Source organism: Corynebacterium guaraldiae, assembly GCF_053480195.1.
Genome location: NZ_JBRBAU010000003.1, coordinates 56,333 through 80,302, shown reverse-complemented (window position 1 = coordinate 80,302; position 23,970 = coordinate 56,333). Strand labels below are relative to the sequence as shown.

Below are 23,970 nucleotides of genomic sequence, written 5' to 3'. Positions count from 1 at the left end.
CTATGTGTTGAACCACTCCGATTGGCGGATGGTTTTCATAGAGTCCTTCCGCAGTTCATCGCTCAGACGCTGCAAGAACAAGATCCCATCCAAGTGGTCCGTCTCGTGTTGGATACAACGCGCCATCAGCCCAGAGGCAAGCATGGATATCGGGCGGCCGTGTGGGTCGAATCCGCGCAGACGTACGGTAGAAAAGCGTTCAGTGGGCTGAGAAATGCCGGGGATGGACAAGCAACCTTCGGTCCCCAACTGCATGTCCTGGCCCACCGCTTTCCATACCGGGTTAATGAAGGCACCGCGCAAACCATGCTGATAATGCGAGCAATCGAAGACAAAGATGCGTTTGGTCACACCGATCTGGTTGGCCGCTAAACCTACTCCACCTGCAGCTTCCATTGTCTCCAGCATGTCCTGAGCTAAGCGTTCCAATGATGGCCCGAACTCGGTGATTTCCTCAGCTCTGGTGGTGAGGACCGGGTCGCCGTAGAGACGAACCTCGCGCACGGTCATAGTGGTACTCCTCGTGGTTGACGGTGTGGCACGTCGTGCGGGGGTTGTCGGCCTAGGCATTCCTTGCCTGCCCAGGACCCTCCGCGCTCCTGCACCGAGAATAGTTCACCTTCCGCGGGAGGCGCTCGACAGGGGTGGAAAGGAGCGCAGCGTTAACCGATGTTTATCGGATCCACGGCGATACGCAGAGGCAAGACATCCTTGCGAGCGCTGCGCAAGGAATTGGCTGTGCGCAAGGCCTGGCCCAGCAGGGACCTCGAGCCCAGCGGGGTTCGAATTAGCAGACGCTGTGGTTCGCCGCCGCGCTCATGATCGTATTCACCCGGCAAGCTCACGCCAGGCGGCAACGGTACGGGCCCGAGAAGCTCCGCATGCTCCGGCAGTTCCGCTAACTCTAGGAATGCATCGAGGGAGGCGTCGGCCCCGTCGATCGCCGCCATATGCACCGCGGGTGGAAAGCGAACCTCGCGGCGCGCCTGCAACTCGGCCGCTGCGGCGCCCACCATGTCCCACCGACTAAAGAAGCCCACAAGCGGCAGCTGTTCATCCGCGGCGACGATAACGACACCACCCTCTTTGGCTGGCGCTACGAGGGTGGCCGCCGCGGCCCATGTGGCCAACGTGTCCTCCGTGGCGCGCAGATCCTGGCGGCCGAGCAACGCCCCGGTTTCCACAAGGAGCGCAGCCCCGTACATCCCGCTTTTCGCTACGCGCGGCTCCGCGCCGGGTGTCGCGATGACGAGCGCCGGTGCGTCTGGGATTTCATCTACGACGGTGGATCCACCGGATTGAATCACGCGTGTATTGGGAAAGGCCCGGCCCATCTCTTCCGCAGTGCGCTCGGAGCCCAACACGATGGCGCGCAACCGCGGTGAGCCGCACTCCGAACAGCGGTAATGCGCGTCAACGCGCCCGCACCACCGACACGTGGGCAGCGCCGCAGAATCGGTCGACTCGTGCTTCGAGCCGCGAGCGGAAGGCAGACCTAAGGGGCCGTTGCAATGACGACACCGCGCAGGAGATGCGCACTGCCCACAGGCGAGGATTGGGGCGTAGCCCTTGCGCGGGACTTGAACAAGGACGGGCTCGCCGCGGTCGAGGGCTGCGCGCGTGGCTTGGAAGGCGGAGCCGCTTACCGACGTCGTGCCTCCCCGCATATGGCGGGCCACGTTGACGCCATACGCACCCACCGCAACAATCTCGGGGCGCCTATCTTCCAGTGTGTTGGCGGCGGGTAGAAGATCGTGGGCCCACCCCGATTCAACGAGCAGTTGGGCTTCCGCGGTGCGGGCGTGGCCGGCGAGGATAAGGCTGCAACCTTCCTGCGCGGAGCGTGTGCTCAGCACTTCCCTGGAGTGAACATAGGGCTTGAGGTTGTCAACCAGGCTATCGTCGCCATCGTTGAGTAGGACGGCCAATTGGAGGCCCTTGACCGGGGCAAAGGCGGCGGAGCGCGTCCCGATGACGATTCGGGCTTGACCTGTCAGCGCCGATAGATAGCGGCGATAGCGTGCCTGGGGGCCGGTGCTGTGCGCGAGCACCGTGATTTGTTTGGCAGAGACGTGGCGGCGAAAAGCCTCCTCGAGCTGATCCAAGTCCTTCTGGTCGGGTACGACCATGAGCACGCCGCCGCCTTGGAGCGCCACACTGGTGCCCAGCGCTGCCAGCGCGCTTGCCCAATCCTCCCCCGGCGCTATCTGCCATGCTGCTCGCGCGATATGGCCCGACAGCACTGAGTCCACGAAGGACTCACCATGCTGGTACCCGGACCACGCAGAAAGATCCGGGTGCTCCGCTGTGCCTAATTCTTCCCACGGTGTATCGACATCCGCTTCCTCAGCCTTCGCATGACGCGCCGGGATAGCGGCGCGAATGATATCGGAGCGCACGCCGCCATAGCGGGCCGCAAGGGATTCGATGAGCGCCGACATTTCCGGCGAGTACACCGCAAAGGGGGAAATGACGCGATCGATAAAGCGAAGTGATCCAGCGAAGTCGGAATCGCTGGCGCGGGAGAGCAGGATGGCGTCGACCAGCCGGCCATTGAAGCGAATACGCACGCGTACGCCTGGCTGGGCGGCCTGCGAATCCGATTCATCGATGAGGTAGTCGAATTCGCGGTCCAGGTGCGCTACCCCCAACAAAGGCAACACCCGCGCGACCGGTTGCTGGGCGGCGGGTGTCTTCTTGGGCATAGCGCCCGATTCTACAGGCCGGCGGCGCGGCGCAAGTCGACAGCCCGCGAGGTGTCCTCCCACGGAAGGTCAACATCGGTACGGCCAAAGTGACCGTAGGCCGCAGTTTGACGGTAGATCGGGCGCTGCAGGTTTAGCTCGCGGATAATGGCGGCGGGGCGCAGATCAAAAACCTTGTCCACCGCAGCCTGAATGTCGGCATCGCTCAAACCGGGTTGAGCAGTGCCGAAGGTTTCGACATAGAGACCAACGGGCTTTGCGCGGCCAATAGCGTATGCAACCTGCACTTCGGCGCGATCGGCCAGCCCGGCGGCCACGATGTTCTTAGCTACCCAACGCATAGCGTAGGCGGCTGAGCGGTCCACCTTGCTCGGGTCTTTGCCGGAGAAGGCACCACCACCGTGGCGAGCCATGCCGCCGTAGGTATCGACGATGATCTTGCGCCCAGTCAGGCCTGCATCACCCATTGGCCCGCCAAGAATGAAGGAACCAGAGGGGTTGATGAGGAGCTCGGTGTCTTCGGTGTAGTACTTGCTCAGGTTCGCATCGTTAACGACCCACTCGACGACATGGGTGCGAAGCTGCTCCGCGAGCCAGTCCTGGGTCACCTCCGGATCATGCTGGGTGGAGATGACAATCGTCTCTAAGCGAGTCGGCACATCGTCCTCGTCATATGCAAAGGTGACCTGGGTCTTGCCATCTGGGCGCAGGGAAGGAACGATGCCTTCCTTGCGGACCTGGGTGAGGCGCCGCGAAAGGTGGTGTGCCGTAGAGATCGGCAGCGGCATGAATTCTGGAGTCTCATTCGTTGCGTAGCCGAACATGAGGCCCTGGTCGCCAGCGCCATATTGATCGTCATCCTCAAACTGGCCCGAGCGAACCTCGGTTGAGGCGTCCACTCCGGCACCAATCTCTTGGGATTGCTCACCAATGGCTACGTTGACTCCACAAGTGTGGCCGTCAAATCCCACGTCGGAGGAGGTAAACCCGATCTCCACGAGGGTCTTGCGTACAATCTGCGGGATCTCCACATACCCGGAGGTACGCACCTCACCCACAACGTGAACTTGACCCGTGGTGACAAGAGTCTCCACGGCGACGTGTGCGTTTGGGTCTTCCTTAAGGAGGGCGTCAAGAATGGCGTCCGAGATAGCGTCACAAATCTTATCCGGGTGACCTTCTGTCACGGATTCGCTGGTAAAAAGACGTACCGCCTGAACAGCTGTTTCAGTCACAAATCTTCCTTAAACTAGTTCTGCGCGCCGTGGGCAAGGCAGCGCCTATCCCACGTCCCGGCTAATAACACCGCCCCATCGTAGACCAAGCGGTCTACAGCTGCAAGAACGAGCGCTACCTTTCCAGAATTTCATTCACCACGTTAAGTATTTGGGCGGCTACAACCTGTTTCGACCCCGGTTCAACCTCCACCGGATCAGCACCCTTCCGAAGGATCCACCCTGCACTCGTTGGCTGTCCGAAGACCTTGCCCTCCCCAACCTCGTTGGCCATGAGTACATCGCACCCCTTCTTCAAGAATTTTTGCTGGGCGTACTCGAGCACGGTCGTGTGTGCATCCCCGGTCTCCGCTGCAAAACCGACGATGATGGCATCGCGCTTCAAGTCCCCATTCTCGCGGCGTTCGACCAACCCCTTGAGGATATCCGGGTTTTCCACCAGCTCGAGATGAGCTAAGTCCTCGTCAGCGGCCCCCTTCTTCATCTTGGAGTCCGCGACGGAAGCCGGCCGATAGTCTGAAACAGCTGCAGCCATGATGACGATATCCGCATCCACTGCTTCAGCGTTGATTGCCTTGTGCATATCGCGCGTAGAAGTCACCCGCACAACGGAGGCGCCTGATGGAATCGGAAGCGCGTCAGTATTCCCGGCAACGATAGTTACATCTGCACCGCGCTGCGCGGCTACTTCTCCCAAGGCAAAGCCCTGTCGACCAGAGGAACGATTGCCCAGATACCGCACCGGATCTAAGTTCTCCTGCGTTCCCCCGGCAGAAATCACGACCTTTAGCCCGTGCCAATCATGATCTACGCGGTGGCCAGCCATAATCGTGCGGGCAAACTCCGCTATCTGCCCCGGTTCCGGCAAGCGGCCTACGCCGGAATCAACGCCGGTGAGCCGCCCATGGGCCGGTCCCATCACGATAACGCCGCGACGACGCAATGTCGCCACGTTGTCTTGCGTCGCGGGATTGAGCCACATCTCCGTGTGCATAGCTGGGGCAATGATGACAGGACACGTAGCAACCAGCACAGAGGCGCTCAGCAGATCATCAGCGCGGCCACAAGCCAGCCGAGCGATCAAGTCAGCGGTAGCTGGGGCGATGACGACGGCATCGGCCTGCTGCCCCAGCGCGACATGCTGCACCTCATCAACAGCATCGAAAACGGTAGTCGAGACCGGATGCCCTGACAGGGCCTCGAAGGTGGCTGCACCGACGAAATTTAACGCGGCTTCTGTAGGAATCACGCGGACATCATCGCCGTGCTCCGTGAAGTCCCGAATCAGATGACACGCTTTATAGGCGGCGATTCCGCCAGCCACACCGACAAGGATGCGACGCGGCTGCGTGGTTCCGCCTGCACCCGGTGAAGCCGCCTCTGCGGGAGCCGAGGCAGTGCTGCTCTCTGGACTATCTGGGGTTTGCTGTACATCCTTCACTCGGACGATAGTACCCAAGACACAACAAACCCACCCAAGCGCCTCAAGCGACACTAGGGTGGGTCTATTTCGGAATACGCGCTAGGCTGCTGCCTTCACGGGGCGAAGGCTAGTTGCCTTCCTCGTGGTCCAGCAGGCCGGCGTCGATCTCGCGCAGTGCGATGGACAGCGGCTTCTCGCCCGGCTCCGGGGTCACCAGCGGTCCGACGAACTCGAAGACGCCTTCGTCCTGTTCCTTGTAGTAGCTGTTGATCTGACGTGCGCGCTTAGCGGCGAAGATCACCAGGGCGTACTTAGACGAGACCTTGCCCAGCAGCTCATCGATAGGCGGGTCAGTGATACCCGTCGGCGGATCGAATACTGGCTCCGGCTTTGCGGCCTCAGAATTGGCAGGTGTGGTCACGTTGGTCACATGCACCTTTACTGTTGGTAGATGGTCAAAATCGTGGTCTATCCACGCAGGATAGCACTAATTGCAGCAACGGCCTCATCGAGATTGTCATTGACAACGATGTGGTCGAACTCTTTTTGCGCGGCAAGTTCCGTTTCTGCGGTGTGCAAACGGCGGTCAATCACATCCTGTGGCTCGGTACCGCGCCCAGTCAGGCGCTCCACCAAAACCTCCCAGGACGGTGGGGCCAGAAACACGGTTTCCGCCTCCGGCATCGCCGCCTTCACGTTGCGGGCGCCTGCAAGATCAACCTCCACCAACACTGGGCGACCAGCCAACATCGCTTCCCTAACGGGTTGAGCCGGCGTACCAGAACGCTGCAAACCACCGTGGATCTCTGCCCATTCGAGCATGTCTCCGGCGTCAATGTGTTCCTGGAAAGCCTCCGGGGAGACAAAGAAGTAGTCCACCCCATCAGACTCGCCGGGGCGGGGTTGGCGCGTCGTCATCGAGACGCTGAAGTAAAGGTTGTCTACATCATCGCGCAGGCGCGAAACCACAGTGGACTTACCCACAGCGGACGGCCCGGCCAGAACGACCAGGCGCCCGCGTGCAGTTTCGTCAGCCATTGCGCTAATTACTCGCCGTAGCCGAAACGCTCGAGCAGGGCGCGGCGCTGACGGTCACCCAGGCCACGCAGGCGGCGGGTCTGAGCAATCTCCAGGTCCTCCATGATTTCCTTAGCCTTGACCTTGCCAACCTTCGGCAGAGCCTCGAGAAGCGCGGAGACCTTGGTCTTACCGATGATCTCATCGGTCTCGGCCTTCTCCAGAACTTCCTGCAGGTTGGTCTCGCCGCGCTTCAGCGCAGCCTTGAGCTCAGCGCGAGCCTTGCGAGCCTCAGCGGCCTTTGCGAGAGCTTCTTTGCGCTGCTCATCTGTCAACTTGGGAAGGGCCACGGGTTTCCTCCGATTTCATTAGTACGAACATTGTCATCTGATGGCTAACACCAGAATCTCGGCTCACGGTGGGGAGATTTCCCCAGCGCGGGGTAGCTTTTGCTACCGCCGCGAACCGACTTCTGGCAATCCTAGCACTGGTCTGTACGCGATGACGTAACCCGGCCCCTTTCTATTAAAGGTTCCTGCACGTCAACGCACATGCCTTAAACAAAATACCAGGTAAACGGCGCGCCTGTTAATCCAGCGCGCCGTTTGAGACCGAGCTCTTTAGTCTCGGAATTCAGCAGCCGTATCAATTACGGCTTTGCGCAGGTCAGCAACGTCTGGACCTGCCGAAAGGATGGCTCGAGAGACGTTGGCAAAGCCCAGCTCGGGTGCCGCGGAGGTGAGTTGCCTAACATCAGCTGGAGTCGCGCCCTGCGCGCCCACGCCCGGAAGAAGAACCGGACCATGTAAAAGGTCTAATACCGGCGGCGCGTCGAGTGTCGCACCGACAACCACTCCGAGCGCTCCCACAGCGTCATCCGTGGCCATTGCCGCGGCATTACGCTGTCCGAGCTCATCAACGACGCGCTGCGCAACGCTGCGGCCATCGACGCTCAGCGATTGCAACGCTACGGCCTCCGGATTGGAGGTCGCCGCAAGGACGAAGACACCAGCACCGGTCTTTTCCGCAATATCGAAGACAGGACTCAACGCTCCCACGCCGAGGTAAGGCGATACCGTCACCGCGTCCGCGCGCAACGGCGAGTCCTCCCCCAGCCAGGCCTCGGCATAACCCGCCATGGTGGAGCCGATATCGCCGCGTTTAGCATCGGCCAGACTCAGGCAGCTTTGCTCGCGCAGTGCTGCCAGAACCTCTTCGAGGACGGCGAATCCGCGCGAACCACAGCGCTCAAAGAACGCCACTTGCGGCTTGACTACAGCTGCCGTGTCGGCGAATGCCTCGACGCAACGCATACTAAAGGTGCGCAGTCCGTCGACATCGACTGACAGGCCCCACGCCTCCAGGAGGTGTGGGTGTGGGTCAATGCCTACGCACAGACGCCCTCGTTGCCTACCCGCGGCGACAAGGCGATCGCCAAAGGTAGGTGCCGTATTAGTTAGCTGGGGCATGCTTAAGCTCCTGCAGCGCGCGAACCTTAAGATCTCCCTGACGCAGTGCCTCGATGCCCTGCACCGCCGCGGTAACGCCCTGGACGGTCGTCACCAGCGGAACCCCGACAGATACTGCCGCGGCGCGAATGTCATAGCCGTCGTGGCGTGCACCGGCGGAACCGGCCGGGGTGTTGAGGATGAGGTCGACCTTGCCGGCCAGGATGGCGTCGACGATGGACTCTTGTCCCTCTTCAGCCTCGGAGACCTTGACTGCCACCTCGCACTCCACGCCATTGCGGCGCAGCATCTGCGCGGTGCCTGCCGTGGCGACGATGGTGTAGCCCATGTAGGCAAGGCGCTGAATCGGGAAGATCAGCGTGCGCTTGTCGCGGTTGGCCACGGACACGAAGACCGTGCCCTCCGTCGGCAGCTCGCCGAAGGCGGCCATCTCACCTTTGGCATAGGCTGCGCCGAAGTTGTCGGCCAAGCCCATGACCTCACCGGTGGACTTCATCTCCGGAGAGAGCAGCGTGTCAAGCAGCTGACCGTCCGGGCGGCGGAAGCGGTTGAACGGCAGCACGGCTTCCTTAACCGCAATCGGGTGCTCAATGGGCAGGGAGCCGCCGTCATAGGTGGACGGGATGATTCCCTCATCCTTGAGCTGCGCGATGGACGCGCCGAGCATGACGCGCGCTGCGGCCTTAGCCATCGGTACACCGGTGGCCTTGGACACGAACGGCACCGTGCGAGACGCGCGCGGGTTGGCCTCAATGACGTAGAGGGTGTCGTCCTTAAGCGCGTACTGGACATTCATCAGGCCCTTGACGCCGATACCGTGCGCTAGACGACGCGTCGACTCCCGCACCTTTTCAATATCCTCCGGGCCGAGGGTCATCGGCGGCAAGGCGCAAGAGGAGTCGCCGGAGTGGATACCCGCCTCCTCGATGTGCTCCATGACTCCGCCGAGGTAGACCTCCTCGCCGTCGCACAGCGCATCGACGTCGATCTCGATGGCGTTGTCGAGGAAGCGGTCCACCAACACCGGGTGATCCGAGGTGATCTCGGTGGCGCGCTCGATGTAGTCACGCAGGGAGTCTTCGTCATAGACAATCTCCATGCCGCGGCCGCCCAGCACGTAGGACGGGCGGACCAGCACTGGGTAGCCGATGCTCGCGGCGACCTCGCGGGCCTCATCGAAGGAGGTGGCGGTACCGAAGTCCGGTGCTGGAAGCTCGGCAGCGGCAAGCACCTTACCGAACTCGCCGCGGTCTTCCGCCAGGTCGATGGCGGCGGCAGAGGTTCCGACGACCGGAACGCCCGCGGCGGTCAGGCGCTCGGCCAAGCCCAACGGAGTCTGCCCGCCCAGCTGGACGATGACACCGGCAACCTCACCACAGGCGGCCTCTGCGTGGTAGACCTCCATGACATCTTCGAAGGTCAAGGGCTCGAAGTAGAGGCGGTCTGCAGTGTCGTAGTCCGTCGATACGGTCTCCGGGTTGCAGTTGACCATGACCGTCTCATAGCCCTCGCGGGAGAGCTCCAGCGCGGCATGCACGCAGGAGTAGTCAAACTCAATGCCTTGACCGATGCGGTTCGGGCCGGAGCCCAAGATGATGACCTTGCCCTTGGTCTTTTCGGAGCTGGCTCGAACCTCGGATTCCGCGTTCGGATCCATCTCGTAGGTGCTGTAGTGGTAAGGGGTTTGAGCCTCGAACTCGCCCGCACAGGTATCAACGGTCTTGTAGACCGGGCGAATACCCAGGGACCAGCGCAGGGAACGCACGCCATCCTCACCGGCGAACTCCGGACGAAGCGCGGCAATCTGGGCATCTGAGAGGCCAAAGACCTTGGCGCGGCGCAACAACTGCGCGTCGAGCACTGGGGCGTTCTCGAGCTCCTCGCGGAACTGCACGAGTGCTTCGAGCTCCGCCAAGAACCACGGGTCCAGGTGGGAGTGCTCGTGGAGCTGCTCAACGGTAGCACCCAAACGCAGCGCCAGCTCGATGTCGTACATACGGCCCTCGGTCGGGCGCTCTAGATCCTTGAGCACGGCGTCGAGGTCGGTGGCGCGCTCACCGGCGAAGTACTCATCCGGCTTGGTCCAGAAGCCAGAAGGCTTGCCTTCCAGCGAGCGCATGACCTTATTGAGGCCGGAGATGTAGTTGCGGCCAATGCCCATGGCCTCGCCCACAGACTTCATCGTGGTGGTCAGGGTGTCATCGGCGCCCGGGAACTTCTCGAAGGCAAAGCGAGGGGCCTTGACGATGACGTAGTCCAGCGTGGGCTCGAAGGCGGCCGGGGTCACGCCGGTGATGTCGTTGCGCACCTCGTCCAGGGTGTAGCCGATAGCCAGCTTGGCGGCCAGCTTGGCAATCGGGAAGCCGGTGGCCTTGGAGGCCAGCGCCGAAGAGCGGGACACACGCGGATTCATCTCGATGGTGATGATGCGGCCGTCATCCGGGTTTACAGCGAACTGGATATTGCAGCCGCCGGTGTCGACGCCGACCTCGCGGATGATGGCGATACCCTGGTCGCGCATCTTCTGGTACTCGCGGTCAGTCAAGGTCAAGGCCGGGGCCACGGTGACGGAGTCACCGGTGTGGACGCCAAGGGCGTCGACGTTCTCGATGGAGGCGATGACCACGACGTTATCGTCACCATCGCGCATGAGCTCGAGCTCGAACTCCTTCCAGCCCAGGATGGACTCCTCGATGAGGACGTTCGCTTCCGGCGAGGCGGCCAGGCCGCCGCCGGCGATACGGTCGAGGTCCTCCTCGTTGAAGGCCAGACCAGAGCCCAGACCGCCCATCGTAAACGATGGGCGTACAACGACCGGGAGGCCGAGCTCGGCGACGGTCTCGTGGACCTCTTCCATGGTGTGGCACACGCGGGAGCGCGCGGATTCGCCGCCGATGGAGGCCACGATGTCCTTGAACTTCTGGCGGTCCTCGCCGCGCTCGATGGCGTCGATATCGGCACCGATGAGCTCGATATCGTACTTCTTCAGGATGCCCAGGCGGTCCAGCTGTACGGCGGCGTTGAGGGCGGTCTGGCCACCGAGGGTTGCCAGGACGGCGTCGATAGGATTGCCCTCTTCTTTTTCCTTCTGGAAGATCTTCTCGATGAACTCGGGTTCGATGGGTTCCACGTAGGTGTGGTCTGCGAACTCCGGGTCGGTCATAATCGTTGCCGGGTTGGAATTGACCAGCGTGACGCGCAGGCCTTCCTCCTTGAGCACGCGGCAGGCCTGGGTGCCGGAGTAATCGAACTCACAGGCCTGGCCAATAACGATCGGGCCGGAGCCGATAACCAGGACGTGATTGATGTCGTTGCGCTTTGGCATTAGTTTCTTCTTCCTCTTCCTGGTTGCGTTCTACTTGTTCGGGGACTTCTCAGTCATGAGCTCGATGAACTGGTCAAAGAGCGGGTTAGCATCGTGCGGACCGGCGGCGGACTCGGGGTGGTACTGCACGGAGTAGGCCATGCCGTTCTTGAGCGCTACGCCCTCGATGGTGTTGTCGTTGAGGCAGGTGTGGGACACAACTGCCGGGCCGAAGTCAGTATCGAACTCCTCGCCCGCCGGGTTCTCCTTGCCCGAAGGGCTGGCCAGGGCGAAGCCGTGGTTCTGGGAGGTGATGTCGATCTTGCCGGTGAGCTGGTTGCGCACCGGGACGTTGATGCCGCGGTGGCCGAACTTCAGCTTGTAGGTGTCCATACCCAGCGCGCGGCCGAGGATTTGGTTGCCAAAGCAGATGCCAAAGAAGGGGTACTTGGCAGCAAGGATATCGCGCACGATGCCCACCATGGTATCGGCGGTAGCCGGGTCGCCCGGACCGTTGGAGACAAACACGCCATCCGGGTTGTACTGCTTGATCTTCTCGAAGGGGGTGTTGGCTGGAACCACGATGGTCTCGATGCCGCGCTCGGCGAAATTCTTCGGGGTTGCGGTCTTAACACCCATGTCATAGGCCACGACGGTGAAGCGCTTCTCCCCTACAGCTGGGAAGGTGTAGACCTCATCGGTCGAGACTTCTTCGGACAGGTCAAGACCTGCCATGGATGGCTGATTCTTGACCTCAGCGATGAGCTCCTCGACGTCCCGCTCAGCTGCCTCGCCGGAGAAGATACCGGCCTTGATGGAACCGTGGTTACGCAGGTGACGCACCAGGGTACGGGTATCAATTCCGCCGATGCCGATGATTCCCTGCTTCTCCATCTCCTCCGGCAGGGAACGGGCGGCGCGCCAGTTGGAAACACGGCGGGCAAGGTCACGGATAACCAGGCCGGCAACCCAAATCTGGTCGCCGTGGGACTCGCTGTCCTCATCGTTCCAGCCGGTGTTACCAATCTGGGGCGCGGAGGCCACGACGATCTGACGGTGATAAGACGGGTCAGTCATGGTCTCTTGGTAGCCAGTCATGGCGGTAGTAAAGACGGCCTCGCCCAGGGTTGTGCCCGTGGCACCGAAGCCGAAGCCACGGAAAGTGCGGCCATCGGCGAGGACCAAGATGGCGGGAGTGGTGCTAGTGGAAGTCACTGTGCGTTAAACCTTTCAGTGAATTTGTCGGTGAAGGGTTGGTTGTGTTGGCTATGAGCGTTGGGTACTCGGGTTGAGCAACTCTGACTCTCGATTATCCCGATTATTCGTCTGCCTCGTCACCACTTTCAGCAGAGAGGTCGTAGGTCACCGCGCCGCGCAGGATGGTGTAGGTAACGCGCGCGCCAAACTCCTCCCCCTCATAGGGGTTGTTCTCCGACTTCGAGGCCAGGCGAGTGGAATCTGATACCCACTCATGTTCCGGATCAACGATGGTGAGGTTGGCCGGCTCGCCGACCGCAATCGGGCGACCATGGCCGGGCAGGCGGGTAATCTCCGCCGGACGCTCCGACATGACGCGAGCAACGAAGCGCCAATCCGCCAGACCGGTGGCGACAAAGAGCTTGGCGATGACCGCCAGGGAGGATTCAAGTCCCAACATGCCCGGCTTGGCGTGCTCGAACTCGACACACTTGTCTTCGCTGCCGTGCGGGGCGTGGTCCGTTGCCACGACGTCGATAAGCCCGTCGAGCAATGCCTGGCGCAGGGCCAGGGTGTCGGATTCCTCGCGCAGCGGTGGGTTGACGCGGAAGACGCCGTCGTAGGTCACCAGCTTGTCATCGGTCAGCAAAAGGTGGTGCGGGGTCACCTCAGCAGTCAGCGGAATCCCCTGTTCCTTGGCCCACTTGAGCAGCTCGACTGTGCCCTTCGTCGAAGCGTGGCAGATGTGCATGCGGTTGCCGTAGTCACGCGCGAGCAGTGCGTCGCGCGCCACGATCGATTCCTCAGCCACGCGCGGCCAGCCGCGCAGACCGAGGCGGGCGGCAACCTCGCCCTCATGGGCACTCGCGCCTTCGGTCATCCGGTGATCCTCCGCGTGCTGGGCCAGCAGGACGTCGAGCCCCTTGGCGTATTCCAAGGCACGGCGCATGAGCTGCGGGTCTTGGACACACTTGCCGTCGTCGGAGAACATGCGCACCTTGGCATCCGAGCGGGCCATCATGCCGAACTCGGTCAGCGTTTTACCCTCCAAGCCCTTCGTGATGGAGCCAACCGGATGGACGTCGCACAAACCGCGCGCCTGTCCCTTGGCCCAAACGGACTCCGCGATGATCGGCTGGTCCGTGACCGGGGAGGTATTCGCCATGGTGAACACGGCAGTAAACCCTCCCTTGGCGGCGGCCCGCGAGCCGGTCTCGATGGTTTCTGTGTCCTCGCGGCCTGGCTCACGCAGGTGGACGTGCATGTCCACCAGGCCCGGCAGCAGCACGTTGCCGCCCCCGTCGATGGTGCGGTCGACGCCTTCCGCTGGGGTGATGTCGGCGGCGCCGATCGCCTCGATGACGCCATCCTTGATCAGGATGTTAGTGGGTTCCCCTTCCCCATAGGGGCGAACATTGGTGATGAGCAAGGTGCCCGCCGCGGGAGCAGAGAGCACGCCGGTGTCTGGATAAGTAGTCATGGTTTCTGAAAAGCTCTCCTCGTTGATTTATGAGATAACTCGTTTTAGATACCGGCGTTCTCGCCGTTGGTGAGCAGCGTAAAGAGGGTGGCCATGCGCACGTGGACACCGTTGTGGACCTGCTGGAGCACCGCGGTGTTGTCATAGTCAGCCACCGCGTAGTTGATTTCCATGCCGCGGACCATGGGGCCCGGGTGCATGATGATGGCGTCCTTCTTCATGGCAGCAGCGCGGTCCTTGGACATCCCGTAAAGAGCTGCATACTCGCGGTGCGAGGGGAAGAAGCCGCCGTTCATACGCTCTGCTTGGACGCGCAGCATCATGACGACATCAGCCTTGGCCACCTCGGAGTCGAAGTCATGGGAGACGCGCACCGGCCAGGTGTCGACGCCAAAGGGCAGCAGCGTCGGCGGAGCGACAAACGTAACCTCAGCGCCCAACGTCGACAGCAGGTCCACGTTGGAGCGCACGACGCGGGAGTGCAGGCAGTCACCGACGATGGTGACGTTCAGGCCCTCGAAGCCGGTGCCAGAGGCGGAGCGATCCGTACCAAGGTGTAGGCGCTGGCGCATCGTGACGGCGTCGAGAAGCGCCTGCGTGGGGTGCTGGTGGGCACCATCGCCGGCGTTAATCACGCTCGGTCCCTGTCCTCCCGGTGCTACCCAACCGGCCAGCTGCTGCGCCGCGCCGGAGGAAGGATGGCGGATGATGATGGCATCGGCGCCGATGGAGGTCAGCGTCAGCCCAGTGTCCTTGAGGGACTCGCCCTTCTTCACCGAGGACGTCGAGGCAGACAGGTTGATGACATCCGCCGACATCCACTTTCCCGCCGTTTCAAAGGAAGAGCGAGTACGGGTGGAGTTCTCATAGAACAACGTAAACACGGTTCGCCCGCGCAGAGTCGGCAGCTTCTTAACTTCGCGGCCGTCCAAGGCTTCCCGGAAACGGTCGGCCTCATCCATGAGCCCGAGGATTTCCTCGGCGCTGTGGTCGGCGATATTGATGAGGTGCTTCATTTATGCCTCCTTGCCGGGCTGTGCAGTGAAGCGGGTAAGAATGACGGCATCCCGGCCGTCGATGTCGGCGTTGTAGACGGTGACGTCCTCGTCGCGCGCAGTGGGGATATTCTTGCCCACGTAATCGGCGCGGATAGGCACCTGGCGGTGTCCGCGGTCCACGAGGACGGCAAGTTGGATGATGTCGGGGCGCCCGATATCTGCCAGGGCATCTAACGCAGCGCGGATGGTGCGGCCGGAATACAGCACATCATCAACAAGGATGACCGTGGCGCCGTTGATACCACCGGCTGGGACTGTGGTGGGCTGCAATGCCCGGTGCGGGCGGGCATATAGATCGTCGCGATACAACGTGATGTCAAGGGAGCCCCAGGGAACCTCCACCCCGGAGAATTCCTCAATCTTTTCGGCAAGGCGCTGCGCTAAAGGCACGCCACCAGAGGGAATGCCTAAGAGCAGGACCCGAGGAGATTCACTCGAATCAAGCGCCGTTTTCTCAATGATCTGGTGCGCGATGCGTGCGACAGTACGCGCGACGTCTTTCGAGCTCAGCAGCTCGTTGGACTCCGCGTGGGTGCCGGTTTCACTCATCGTGACCTCCTTCCCCGCCTCACGGTGCGGTCTTTAAAGGATGTCGGACAATGGTTAATAGGACTTGTCTATGCTTGAAAGCCAGCACCAACCATAGCACTCTTCATCCGTGCTGTATACGCCCTCGCACCCCCGAATTTTCTCAGGCAGGTCCATAGACAGTGAGTTTTACTACCCAGCACGTTGTTCCAGCCCCGCGCGAAGAGGTATGGCAATGGCACACCCGCCCCGGGGCGCTCGCCCGCCTCACCGCGCCATTTGGATTCATGTCTCCCCTGCAGCAGGCAGAGTCACTGGCAGACGGAACATCGGTCTTGAGCTTGCCTGGCGGCCTGAAATGGGTTGCCCGGCATGATTTGAGTAGGTACCAGCCGCGGCGTTCCTTTGCGGATGTGTGCATCAACGCCCCCTTCCGTTCGCTGGCCAACTGGCGCCATGAACGCCTCTTTGAGGATCACCCGGAAGGCACACTCATCACCGACAAGGTGGACACACGCATTCCCACGGGTGCGGTGGAGTCGGTCTTTGCCTACCGCCAGCAACAGCTCATCGAAGACTTTCGCTTTGCCCAACGGCTCGGTGAGCTCAACGCCGAGCCCCGCACAATAGCGATTACGGGAACGCACGGGACGGTTGGCGCTGCTGTGGCCGCCCAACTTGGCACCTTGGGCCATACCGTCGTTCCTTTAGTGCGCTCCTCCCCGGGCGCCGGCGAGCGCTTGTGGCGCCCAAACATTCCCGCCAAGGATTTGTTAGAGGGAATCGATGTTCTCATCCACCTAGCCGGGGAGCCAATCTTCGGTCGTTTTAATTCCGCTCACAAGGAGGCGATCCGGGATTCGCGCGTGGGCCCCACTCACCTGTTGGCCCAGCTTGTAGCCCAGACACCGTCCGTGTCAGCGATGGTCTGCGCCTCCGCCATCGGCATCTACGGTCCGGACCGGGGCGACGAGGATCTCACCGAAGAATCGGAGCGTGGGGATGGTTTCCTCGCCGACGTCGTGGGGGCGTGGGAGGAGGCCTGCGCGCCGGCGCGCGAGGCGGGAAAGCGCGTGGTGAACCTGCGCACCGGCATAGTGCAATCAGCCAACGCGGGTATCCTCCCGCTGCTGCGTGCATTGTTTTCTACCGGACTCGGCGGCGCGTTTGGCAAGGGCACCATGTGGAATAGCTGGGTTGCACAGGACGATCTTTCAGACATATTTGTCCGCGCCGCGCTCGACCCAGAGTGGCAGGGCGCGATCAACGCGGTCTCCCCGCAGCCGGTGCTCAACCGAGACTACGTCGACGCCCTCGGCGCACTGCTCCACCGCCCCACTTTTATGCCCATTCCCAGCATCGGGCCCGCCCTTCTGCTGGGTAAGGAAGGCGCACGCGAGCTCGCACTGGCTAACCAGAAGGTGGTGCCCAGCCGGCTGGAGAATCTGGGCCACGTCTTCCGCTACCCAAAGCTAAAACCAGCACTTGCCCACGAACTCGGCGGCGAACAGCTCGTCGATGCCCCCACCTGCGCACCCGAGGCGGACGGCTCCGGTAGTGTCGGGGCCGGAAAAGATTAAGAAATAAGTAGCAAGTAGCAAAGTGAGTAGAAGAATTGACGGACACCACTAATCACGACGACGCGCAGCAGCGCCAGCTGCAGCCCGACACCCCCATCGAGGAGGTCACCCTCGAGCGCATCGCGGAGATCTTTGAGTCAGAGAACTTGGAGTACCGCATCGAAGAGCAAAAGACCCAGGACGGCCAGACGGTCAACCTTCTGCGCACCGGTTTCTCCAACGCCGCCATTGCCTTCCAGCTCGTTGGCTCCTCCCTCATCGTCGATTCCGTGTGGCGCGGCTCGGTCCCCGCCTCCGAGGGGCCTGCGCTCCTCATGCACATCAACGCTTGGAACCAGGACCATTTCACCCCGACCTTCCGCTTCTTCGAGGCACCCGATAACGCCTTGGCGGTGTCTGGTGCGCGTGATCTCGACGTGACACATGGTGCCTCCCGCAACCAGCTTGGCGCGTTCGTCATGTCTACCTTGGATGCCGTGTTGCAGTCCTTCGAGTGGATTGAACAGCAGTACCCGCAGCTCGTGACCTGGAAGGAGCACAACCATGACTAATCCGACAACCACCGCCGCCGAAGACCCGCACGCACTGCCGGAGGTCACCCTCGACCGCATCATCGAGGCGATGAAGACCTTCGACATCGAACTCGAGCCGGTCACCGGCCGCGACGATGCCGCCACTGCAAACCTCAACGGTCTACCCTGCATGTTCGCCGTGTTGGAGAGCGTTGCCATCGTGCGTTGCGATGTACCGACGGACGTCAACTATGCCAAGGCTGATGCGGGACTCTTCCTCGCAGCCAACCAGATCAACTCCGTGGCTATGGGGGCCCGCGCCGTCATTGCTGACTTCGACGGCATGCTCCTCGTGCGCACTGAGGCCGACCTTCCGTGCGCGGCCGGGATGACCGACGAACAGTTGGCAGCCGCACTGCGCGCCTCCGTGGACGGCGTCATCAACGCCCAGAACGCTATGGTCGCCGCCGCCGAGGAAATGGCCAAGCTCGGTTCGGAATCCGCCGCGCAGGCGGGCGAAGGATCCGAAACCGCCCAGGGTGAACAGCAGTGACCGATCTCCACGTGGTTGAGCCGGTTACCATCGACCGGCTGGCGCAGTTGTGCGAGCTTATCGACGCCGACTATGCCCTCATCGAGGCAGCACCAGAAGCCGCCGAGGACGCGGCTGCTGACAACTCCCCGGCCGCGCGGCGCGTGCTGCAGACCGGTGTCCCCCATATCGCTGTGCACTGTGACCTCGACGCCGAGGGCGACGTGTTGAGCGCCTTCGCTTCCTGGGAAGGCACGCTTCCCGCGCACTTGGAGCAGGACGTGGCTGCCGCCGTGGCGGAGCTGAACTGGGCTAGCGTTGCACCGACGTTGAGTTACCTCATGGAAGAGGATGCAAAGGGAAACGAGGAAATCCACCTAGGCGCCAACCGCGCGATGGCTGTGGGCGAAGGCCTCTCCTTGGCCCAGCTGGGCCACTTCCTGCTGAGCTCGCTCGCCAGCTTCGCGGAAATCTTCGATATCGTGGCGCAGCGCTTCCCGCAGGCAGTCACCTGGGATAAGGAGGAGCAAGCATGAGCCACAACTCGACAACGAACCAGAATGCATCCGTAGGTTCCGATCCCTTCGATATCATGTCCGGCTCACCACTGCCCGCCGTGAGCCGGGATCGCGTGCTCACCGCGCTGAACAGCACCGAACTGGACATGGCGGCCACTGCGCACCCGGAGGATGCGACTGCCGCAGTTGCCCGCCTCAACGATCTGGACTGGGTCATCACCGTGGAAGAGGGCCTCGTGCGCATCGAGTGCGTACTCTCCACGCAGCTCAACGCCGACATGCTCCCCATCTTCCACGTCCTGTGCAATGAGTTCAATGCAGGCGCATTCGATGGGCGCGCGCTCGTCGGGCTGGTCGAGGATGAGGTGGAGCTGCGCGGTGACGCCTGCTTCGTCACCACTGCCGGACTGAACGAAGACCAGCTCTTCCACGCGCTTAACGTGGGCGTCATCAATGCCCAAGAAGCTCTGCTCTCTGTTCTCGATACCTTCAACGCCGCGGCCCGTGAACTTGCCCGCGACGTCGATGACGCAGAAAGCGACTAGCTCTTAGTCGGCGTCCTTAATGCGCTGGCGCTCTACTTCCGGATCAAAGTCGGGCGCTGGCCATTCCAGGTCCAGGTGGCGTAGGAGATCCACGATGAGGAACTTCAGCGCCATCCGGGCATACTTTTTATTATCGGTGGGGATGACGTACCAGGGTGCGTAGTTTTCATCTGTGCGCCGAATGGCATCCTGATAGGCCGCCATGTAGTCATCCCAATAGGCCCGCTCTTCCACATCGGAAGGGTCATATTTCCAGAACTTGTCCTCCCGTTCCGTGCGCTCCAGTAGGTTCTTCTTCTGCGCGTCCTTGGACAGATGCAAGAAAACCTTGATGACCTTGACGCCCTTCGCCGTCAGATCCAGCTCATAGTCGCGGATGGCTTCGATGCGTCGGTCCACTTCTTCTTCATCGACCCACTCGTGTACGCGTTGGATGAGGACATCTTCGTAGTGCGAGCGATCAAAGGCCACGATTTGCCCCGGCTGTGGGTCATGCTTGCGGATGCGCCACAAGAAGTCGTGTTCTAATTCCTCCTCGGTGGGCTTACCAAAGCTCACGGTCGTGGTTCCCTGAGGGTCAAAGGTGTTCAACACGTGGCGGATAGCCCCGCCCTTGCCCGAGGTATCCATGCCCTGCAAGACAATGAGTACCGCCGGGGCGTCCTCACCATAGCTGCGACCATTGGCAAAAAGCCGCTCTTGGAATTCATACAGCTCATCATCGTACTTGGAGAAGCGAGCGGCGAGCTCCTCCTTATCGCCGTCAAAACCGGGGGTTGCCGAAGCATCGACCGAATCAATCTGAAAATTCTTGCCAGCGCGCAGGGACAGTGCGTCCTCAATCTTGAATTTCGCCATGGGTCCCACCCTACCCAGGCGCTGTCTAAGCACCCAGAGTGAACAAGCCTCGCAGCAATGCGCTGAGCGCCCCCAAGCTTGCCAGCGATAGCGAGAGCTTATGCGCCTTGTCCCGTGAGACCCGTCCTGCAATCTTCTTACCTAGGAAGATGCCAATGCACATGCCAACGACGCCGCAGGGCCACACCAGCCAGTGCAAGCCCTCAAAACCGCCGGATCCCAAGAAGAATTTGGTCAACACCGACGACAGGCCGCCAATGAAGAAGCAGGGCTGTAGGGTTGGCGCGAGGACCTCCTTGGGCCACCGCGCAGCCTGCGCATACACAGTGATGACCGGGCCGGCCACGCCCGCAAGCGTGTTGGTGAACCCACCCAAGATGCCCGCGGAAATGGCTGGGCCCGTACCGCGCATCTCCGGGACGAACTTTCGCCCGAAGACCACCACACCCAACGCGATCAACAAGGCCGCGCCAACGAGTACCAACAATGCTGCGGTATCAATACGCGCGATGAGCAGGGCTGCCGGGATTGAGCCGAGGATCATGAAGGGGCCGATGCGCAGCCACTTTCCCCAATCCACGTTCTCACGCATCGAATAGGTCGTGAGAACAGCGTTAAGGCAGGCCAAAACATTGATGACCATGATGCCTTCCACCGGGCCGAGGAAGAGGGTCAGGATTGGTCCACCAATGAGGCCAAGGCCCATGCCGGACACTCGTTGCAGGCAGGAGCCAGCTAGAACTGTGAAGAGAACAACGAGCGGTATTGCCAGTACAGACATGTCCCCTTAGCCTCGGTACCGTTCCATGACAGCAGCAGCCACATGCTCCGGGAACATACCCGTGACGTCGCCTCCGTAGTGTGCCACCTGCTTGCACAGCGAGGAGGAAATGTAGCCGTACTTCTCATCTGTTAGCAAGAAGACCGTATCGATTCCGGAAAGGCGCCGGTTCATCTGCGCCATGGGCAGCTCGTATTCATAGTCCAAGGAGGAGCGAAGGCCCTTCACAATCGTGTCTATGCCATGCGCGCTGGTGTAGTCCACGAGCAGACCGCCCCACCAGTCCACCTCGATTTCCGGGGCGACGGTACGGCGAATCAAATCCACGCGCTCCTCCACGCTGAACAACCCGGAAGGCTTGTCTGGGTTGCCCGTCACCAGCACCGTGACCTTGTCAAAGAGCTCGCTCGCACGGTTAAACACGTCAACGTGCCCTAGCGTGATGGGATCGAAAGAGCCGGGGCATACGGCGTGGGTCGGCATGGCTAGTCCTCCTGGTTGTCGGTGTGATTGGTGTCCGAGGTCTCCGCGTCGCGGTGATAAATCGCCATATCAAAACGCGCGATACCGAAGGTCCGCTTCTTGAGCTTCTGACCGGTGGGCTCGAAACCTTCCGGCCATTGTGTCTGTGGGGAATCTACATGGCGCTCGATGACAACAATCGCGGCATCATCCAGCACCGGCTCGATCGCCGCGAGAAGTCCGTCGACGTCATCGAAGCTATACGGCGGATCCGCGAGCACCATGTCGAAGTAGCTGCGCGGTGCGGTGGCCAGGTAGGTGGAGGCATTCATTTCTCGTACCTCTACGCGCGGGTGCTTGACCACCCCAATGTTGTGGCGGATGACCTTTACGGCCGCGGCGTTGTTCTCCACGAGGACGACTTCTTCGGCACCGCGGCTGGCCGCCTCCAGCCCCAGCGCACCGGAACCCGCAAACAGATCCAGCACGCGGGCATCAATGAAACCCCAACGCACGTTCAGTGATGAGAAAAGGCCCTCACGGGCACGGTCGGACGTGGGCCTCGTCCCGGCTTCGGGCACCTTAATGGTGCGCCCGCGGGCCTCCCCGGCGATGATTCTGGTCATGGCTTCTACCCTATCTCCCCTGTCCCAGCCGCGGAGACTCCCCTAGTTCTTCTCCAAAAACCCCTGCTCATCGGCGCTCAGGTTGTGCGTCAACTGCTCCGCCAGGTCAGGATTGCGCTCAACCAATGCGGCGGCATCGGCATGCGTGCGCTCGATGATGTCCCTGTCATAAACAAGGTCGAGCAATTTGAGCGTGCGCTTCGTGCCGGATTGGAGGGTCCCCAAGATGTCGCCTTCGTGGCGTTGCGTGAGATCCAATTCGGCAAGGTCAAAGCCGGACGGCGTATCCGCGATGGCTTTGATGCGTCGAAAGGACTTGCTGTCTGGCTCAGCCAGCGTATGCAGCAAACACACGGACTCGTTTCCGCCGCGGCCCACGCGCCCGCGCAGCTGATGCAACTGCGAGACTCCAAAATTCTCCGATTCACGGATGAGCATGACGGTGGCGTTGGGCACATCGACGCCGACCTCGATGACCGTGGTGGCCACGAGGACGTCAATCTCCCCGCGGGCGAATCGCTCCATCACCTCATCCTTATCGGGCATCTTGCCGTGGAGCATCTCCACTCGAAGCCCGCGAAAAGGCAGGTTGCGCAATTGCACAGACATGGTTTCCACCCCGCCCTCGCCTTCGATTCGCGGGCAGACGATATAGGCCTGGTGGCCTTTGCTCACCTCTTCACGGATGCGCTCGATGGCGCGGCGCACCCATTCCGGTTTCCATTCAGGCACCACCGCCGAGAGGATGGGTTTGCGCCCACCAGGAAGCTCCTTGAGCGTCGAGACTGCCAGGTCACCGAAGACGGTCATGGCAATGGTGCGCGGAATGGGGGTTGCTGTCATCACCAACACGTGTGGGCTGATGCCCTCACGCGTCTTGGTGCGCAGACTATCGCGCTGCTCCACGCCGAAGCGGTGTTGCTCATCCACGATGACCAGGCCAAGATCGAAAAACTCCACGCTGTCCTGGATGATTGCGTGGGTGCCGATGACGATATCGGCCTCACCAGAAACAATCTCCAGTAGCGCCTTGCGCTTCTCCGCCGTCTTCATCGACCCTGTCAAGACCGTAACGGTGACACCATCCGGAACGCTGGCGCTTATCGACGCCCCATGCTGCGCCGCCAGCACCTCCGTCGGCGCCAGGAGCGCGGCCTGCTTGCCGGCGTCTACCGCTTGCAGCATGGCGCACGTGGCAACGAGCGTTTTTCCCGAACCCACCTCGCCTTGCAGCAGTCGCATCATGGGCGCGGTGCCGCAGAGATCAGCATCGATTTCGGCGATGACGCGGCGTTGGCCGTCGGTTAGCGCAAAGGGCAGCTCAGAAAGCAGCTCATCGCGGTAGCCCTCCAGAATGGCTGGCATTGGGGTTGCCGTGCGCGCCTTGACGTCGCGCTGACGAAGGGCCATGACCAACCCGATCGACAAGGCCTCGTTGTATTTCAGACGCTGGATGGCGCGTTCCGGCCCGCTGTCTCCCGGTTCGTGGATTTCGCGCACGGCTTGATCCAGGGTCACCATCATCCGATAGTCCAGCGGCTCCGGAATAGGCGGGGTGTGTTCGAGCACCTTGTGGATGGCACCCATGATGTACCACGACGTCACCTTCCCGCTGGCCGGGTAGACGGGGATCCATTCACGTTGCAAGAAGGTGTCTAGTGAACCAAACTGGGAGAGCTTCTTGAGTGAGCCTGTCCCCTGCCCGGTTGCGCTATCCAGTAGGGACTCCTGATAGCGGCCGGGATCAAGGATGAGAAAGTCGGGGTGCTGCAGGCTGGGATATCCGCGAAAGTACTTCAGCTTGCCGGAGAGCATGACGCGCATACCTCGGCCCAGCACGCGCTGGACGTAGTGCGCGTTAAAGAAGGAGGCTTGGACTCCGTTATCCATGTAGAGGATAAACACCATGGCTTTAGAGGTGTGCTTGACGCGGGCCTCCTCAATGACGCCGGTGATGGTGACGTGATCTCCGTCCTCGGCACCGCCGAGGCCCACGTCCTTGTTGTGACGGATATAGTCACGCGGATAATGGCTAAGCAGCTCCCCGCACGTGGTGTAGCCGAAGGCGCGCTTGAACGCCGCGGCATCCTTCTTCTCCAGTACTTCCGTCAGCGCCCGATCGTCTTGCCATCCCAGCATG

The 23,970-nt window shown here is 61.6% G+C and carries 23 protein-coding genes; 5 read left to right on the top strand and 18 right to left on the bottom strand.

Going from position 1 to position 23,970, the window contains the following annotated elements:
- The 13 genes from def to pyrR form a co-directional block, all read right to left on the bottom strand.
- The gene (gene def / locus ACUY3D_RS03345; protein WP_101736382.1) at positions 1 to 510 is read right to left on the bottom strand and encodes a peptide deformylase; all 510 of its coding nucleotides are present in this window, start codon (positions 508 to 510) and stop codon (positions 1 to 3) included.
- 152 nt (positions 511 to 662) lie between these two features.
- Positions 663 to 2,705 carry a primosomal protein N' gene (locus ACUY3D_RS03340; RefSeq protein ID WP_269948223.1) on the bottom strand — a complete coding sequence of 681 codons (2,043 nt, stop codon included), beginning with the start codon at positions 2,703 to 2,705 and terminating at the stop codon, positions 663 to 665.
- 11 nt (positions 2,706 to 2,716) lie between these two features.
- The gene (gene metK, locus ACUY3D_RS03335) at positions 2,717 to 3,940 is read right to left on the bottom strand and encodes a methionine adenosyltransferase (protein WP_070532969.1); all 1,224 of its coding nucleotides are present in this window, start codon (positions 3,938 to 3,940) and stop codon (positions 2,717 to 2,719) included.
- A gap of 115 nt (positions 3,941 to 4,055) precedes the next feature.
- Entirely contained in the window at positions 4,056 to 5,276 is a 1,221-nt protein-coding gene (coaBC, locus tag ACUY3D_RS03330; RefSeq protein ID WP_269948281.1) for a bifunctional phosphopantothenoylcysteine decarboxylase/phosphopantothenate--cysteine ligase CoaBC, read from the bottom strand.
- A 214-nt stretch (positions 5,277 to 5,490) separates the two neighbouring features.
- On the bottom strand, positions 5,491 to 5,793 hold the full coding sequence (rpoZ, locus tag ACUY3D_RS03325) for a DNA-directed RNA polymerase subunit omega (RefSeq protein WP_070524322.1): 303 nt from the start codon (positions 5,791 to 5,793) through the stop codon (positions 5,491 to 5,493).
- Between the two features lie 38 nt (positions 5,794 to 5,831).
- Entirely contained in the window at positions 5,832 to 6,401 is a 570-nt protein-coding gene (gene gmk / locus ACUY3D_RS03320) for a guanylate kinase (RefSeq protein ID WP_070524324.1), read from the bottom strand.
- 8 nt (positions 6,402 to 6,409) lie between these two features.
- Positions 6,410 to 6,730 (bottom strand): integration host factor, actinobacterial type, encoded by a 321-nt coding sequence (gene mihF / locus ACUY3D_RS03315; protein WP_010186801.1) that lies wholly within the window; start codon positions 6,728 to 6,730, stop codon positions 6,410 to 6,412.
- Positions 6,731 to 7,000: 270 nt separating this feature from the next.
- Positions 7,001 to 7,849: an orotidine-5'-phosphate decarboxylase gene (gene pyrF, locus ACUY3D_RS03310; protein ID WP_070532971.1), complete on the bottom strand. Its 849-nt coding sequence runs from the start codon at positions 7,847 to 7,849 to the stop codon at positions 7,001 to 7,003.
- Positions 7,833 to 11,174: a carbamoyl-phosphate synthase large subunit gene (carB, locus tag ACUY3D_RS03305; protein ID WP_070532973.1), complete on the bottom strand. Its 3,342-nt coding sequence runs from the start codon at positions 11,172 to 11,174 to the stop codon at positions 7,833 to 7,835. Before carB ends, pyrF begins: the two co-directional genes overlap by 17 nt.
- A gap of 30 nt (positions 11,175 to 11,204) precedes the next feature.
- On the bottom strand, positions 11,205 to 12,368 hold the full coding sequence (carA, locus tag ACUY3D_RS03300) for a glutamine-hydrolyzing carbamoyl-phosphate synthase small subunit (protein WP_070524331.1): 1,164 nt from the start codon (positions 12,366 to 12,368) through the stop codon (positions 11,205 to 11,207).
- A 103-nt stretch (positions 12,369 to 12,471) separates the two neighbouring features.
- Entirely contained in the window at positions 12,472 to 13,830 is a 1,359-nt protein-coding gene (locus tag ACUY3D_RS03295; protein WP_070564400.1) for a dihydroorotase, read from the bottom strand.
- A gap of 44 nt (positions 13,831 to 13,874) precedes the next feature.
- A complete protein-coding gene (locus ACUY3D_RS03290) occupies positions 13,875 to 14,846 on the bottom strand; it encodes an aspartate carbamoyltransferase catalytic subunit (protein ID WP_269948222.1) in 972 nt (323 codons plus the stop codon).
- Complete coding sequence (pyrR, locus tag ACUY3D_RS03285) at positions 14,847 to 15,437, bottom strand: bifunctional pyr operon transcriptional regulator/uracil phosphoribosyltransferase PyrR (protein ID WP_070524339.1); 591 nt, start codon at positions 15,435 to 15,437, stop codon at positions 14,847 to 14,849.
- Positions 15,438 to 15,598: 161 nt separating this feature from the next.
- On the opposite strand from pyrR, the gene ACUY3D_RS03280 reads away from it, so the two are divergent.
- The 5 genes from ACUY3D_RS03280 to ACUY3D_RS03260 are packed head-to-tail and all read left to right on the top strand — an operon-like array spanning position 15,599 to position 19,103.
- Positions 15,599 to 16,996, top strand: coding sequence for a TIGR01777 family oxidoreductase (locus tag ACUY3D_RS03280; RefSeq protein WP_269948221.1), 1,398 nt, complete (start codon positions 15,599 to 15,601; stop codon positions 16,994 to 16,996).
- 35 nt (positions 16,997 to 17,031) lie between these two features.
- Entirely contained in the window at positions 17,032 to 17,547 is a 516-nt protein-coding gene (locus ACUY3D_RS03275; protein WP_070532981.1) for a YbjN domain-containing protein, read from the top strand.
- A complete protein-coding gene (locus ACUY3D_RS03270; protein WP_143335040.1) occupies positions 17,540 to 18,061 on the top strand; it encodes a YbjN domain-containing protein in 522 nt (173 codons plus the stop codon). The genes ACUY3D_RS03275 and ACUY3D_RS03270 overlap by 8 nt, the downstream gene beginning before the upstream one ends.
- The gene (locus ACUY3D_RS03265) at positions 18,058 to 18,576 is read left to right on the top strand and encodes a hypothetical protein (RefSeq protein ID WP_269948220.1); all 519 of its coding nucleotides are present in this window, start codon (positions 18,058 to 18,060) and stop codon (positions 18,574 to 18,576) included. Before ACUY3D_RS03270 ends, ACUY3D_RS03265 begins: the two co-directional genes overlap by 4 nt.
- Positions 18,573 to 19,103, top strand: coding sequence for a hypothetical protein (locus tag ACUY3D_RS03260; protein WP_070524349.1), 531 nt, complete (start codon positions 18,573 to 18,575; stop codon positions 19,101 to 19,103). The genes ACUY3D_RS03265 and ACUY3D_RS03260 overlap by 4 nt, the downstream gene beginning before the upstream one ends.
- A 3-nt stretch (positions 19,104 to 19,106) precedes the next feature.
- Here ACUY3D_RS03260 and ACUY3D_RS03255 read toward each other — a convergent pair whose 3' ends face one another.
- The 5 genes from ACUY3D_RS03255 to ACUY3D_RS03235 are packed head-to-tail and all read right to left on the bottom strand — an operon-like array spanning position 19,107 to position 23,969.
- Positions 19,107 to 19,961, bottom strand: coding sequence for a PPK2 family polyphosphate kinase (locus ACUY3D_RS03255; protein WP_070564382.1), 855 nt, complete (start codon positions 19,959 to 19,961; stop codon positions 19,107 to 19,109).
- A gap of 25 nt (positions 19,962 to 19,986) precedes the next feature.
- On the bottom strand, positions 19,987 to 20,742 hold the full coding sequence (locus tag ACUY3D_RS03250; protein ID WP_269948219.1) for a sulfite exporter TauE/SafE family protein: 756 nt from the start codon (positions 20,740 to 20,742) through the stop codon (positions 19,987 to 19,989).
- A gap of 6 nt (positions 20,743 to 20,748) precedes the next feature.
- Positions 20,749 to 21,225 (bottom strand): pantetheine-phosphate adenylyltransferase, encoded by a 477-nt coding sequence (gene coaD / locus ACUY3D_RS03245; RefSeq protein ID WP_070596563.1) that lies wholly within the window; start codon positions 21,223 to 21,225, stop codon positions 20,749 to 20,751.
- 2 nt (positions 21,226 to 21,227) lie between these two features.
- Positions 21,228 to 21,830, bottom strand: coding sequence for a 16S rRNA (guanine(966)-N(2))-methyltransferase RsmD (rsmD, locus tag ACUY3D_RS03240; RefSeq protein ID WP_448240342.1), 603 nt, complete (start codon positions 21,828 to 21,830; stop codon positions 21,228 to 21,230).
- 42 nt (positions 21,831 to 21,872) lie between these two features.
- A complete protein-coding gene (locus ACUY3D_RS03235; RefSeq protein ID WP_269948217.1) occupies positions 21,873 to 23,969 on the bottom strand; it encodes an ATP-dependent DNA helicase RecG in 2,097 nt (698 codons plus the stop codon).
- Position 23,970: the final 1 nt, after the last annotated feature.

Coding starts and splice junctions, on each gene's coding strand:
- carB (WP_070532973.1), bottom strand. CDS start 11,174: ATGCCAAAGCGCAACGACATCAATCACGTCCTGGTTATCGGCTCCGGC.
- pyrF (WP_070532971.1), bottom strand. CDS start 7,849: ATGCCCCAGCTAACTAATACGGCACCTACCTTTGGCGATCGCCTTGTC.
- ACUY3D_RS03235 (WP_269948217.1), bottom strand. CDS start 23,969: ATGCTGGGATGGCAAGACGATCGGGCGCTGACGGAAGTACTGGAGAAG.
- def (WP_101736382.1), bottom strand. CDS start 510: ATGACCGTGCGCGAGGTTCGTCTCTACGGCGACCCGGTCCTCACCACC.
- ACUY3D_RS03270 (WP_143335040.1), top strand. CDS start 17,540: ATGACTAATCCGACAACCACCGCCGCCGAAGACCCGCACGCACTGCCG.
- coaD (WP_070596563.1), bottom strand. CDS start 21,225: ATGCCGACCCACGCCGTATGCCCCGGCTCTTTCGATCCCATCACGCTA.
- ACUY3D_RS03295 (WP_070564400.1), bottom strand. CDS start 13,830: ATGACTACTTATCCAGACACCGGCGTGCTCTCTGCTCCCGCGGCGGGC.
- rsmD (WP_448240342.1), bottom strand. CDS start 21,830: ATGACCAGAATCATCGCCGGGGAGGCCCGCGGGCGCACCATTAAGGTG.
- ACUY3D_RS03340 (WP_269948223.1), bottom strand. CDS start 2,705: ATGCCCAAGAAGACACCCGCCGCCCAGCAACCGGTCGCGCGGGTGTTG.
- ACUY3D_RS03255 (WP_070564382.1), bottom strand. CDS start 19,961: ATGGCGAAATTCAAGATTGAGGACGCACTGTCCCTGCGCGCTGGCAAG.
- pyrR (WP_070524339.1), bottom strand. CDS start 15,437: ATGAGTGAAACCGGCACCCACGCGGAGTCCAACGAGCTGCTGAGCTCG.
- ACUY3D_RS03260 (WP_070524349.1), top strand. CDS start 18,573: ATGAGCCACAACTCGACAACGAACCAGAATGCATCCGTAGGTTCCGAT.
- gmk (WP_070524324.1), bottom strand. CDS start 6,401: ATGGCTGACGAAACTGCACGCGGGCGCCTGGTCGTTCTGGCCGGGCCG.
- ACUY3D_RS03290 (WP_269948222.1), bottom strand. CDS start 14,846: ATGAAGCACCTCATCAATATCGCCGACCACAGCGCCGAGGAAATCCTC.
- ACUY3D_RS03250 (WP_269948219.1), bottom strand. CDS start 20,742: ATGTCTGTACTGGCAATACCGCTCGTTGTTCTCTTCACAGTTCTAGCT.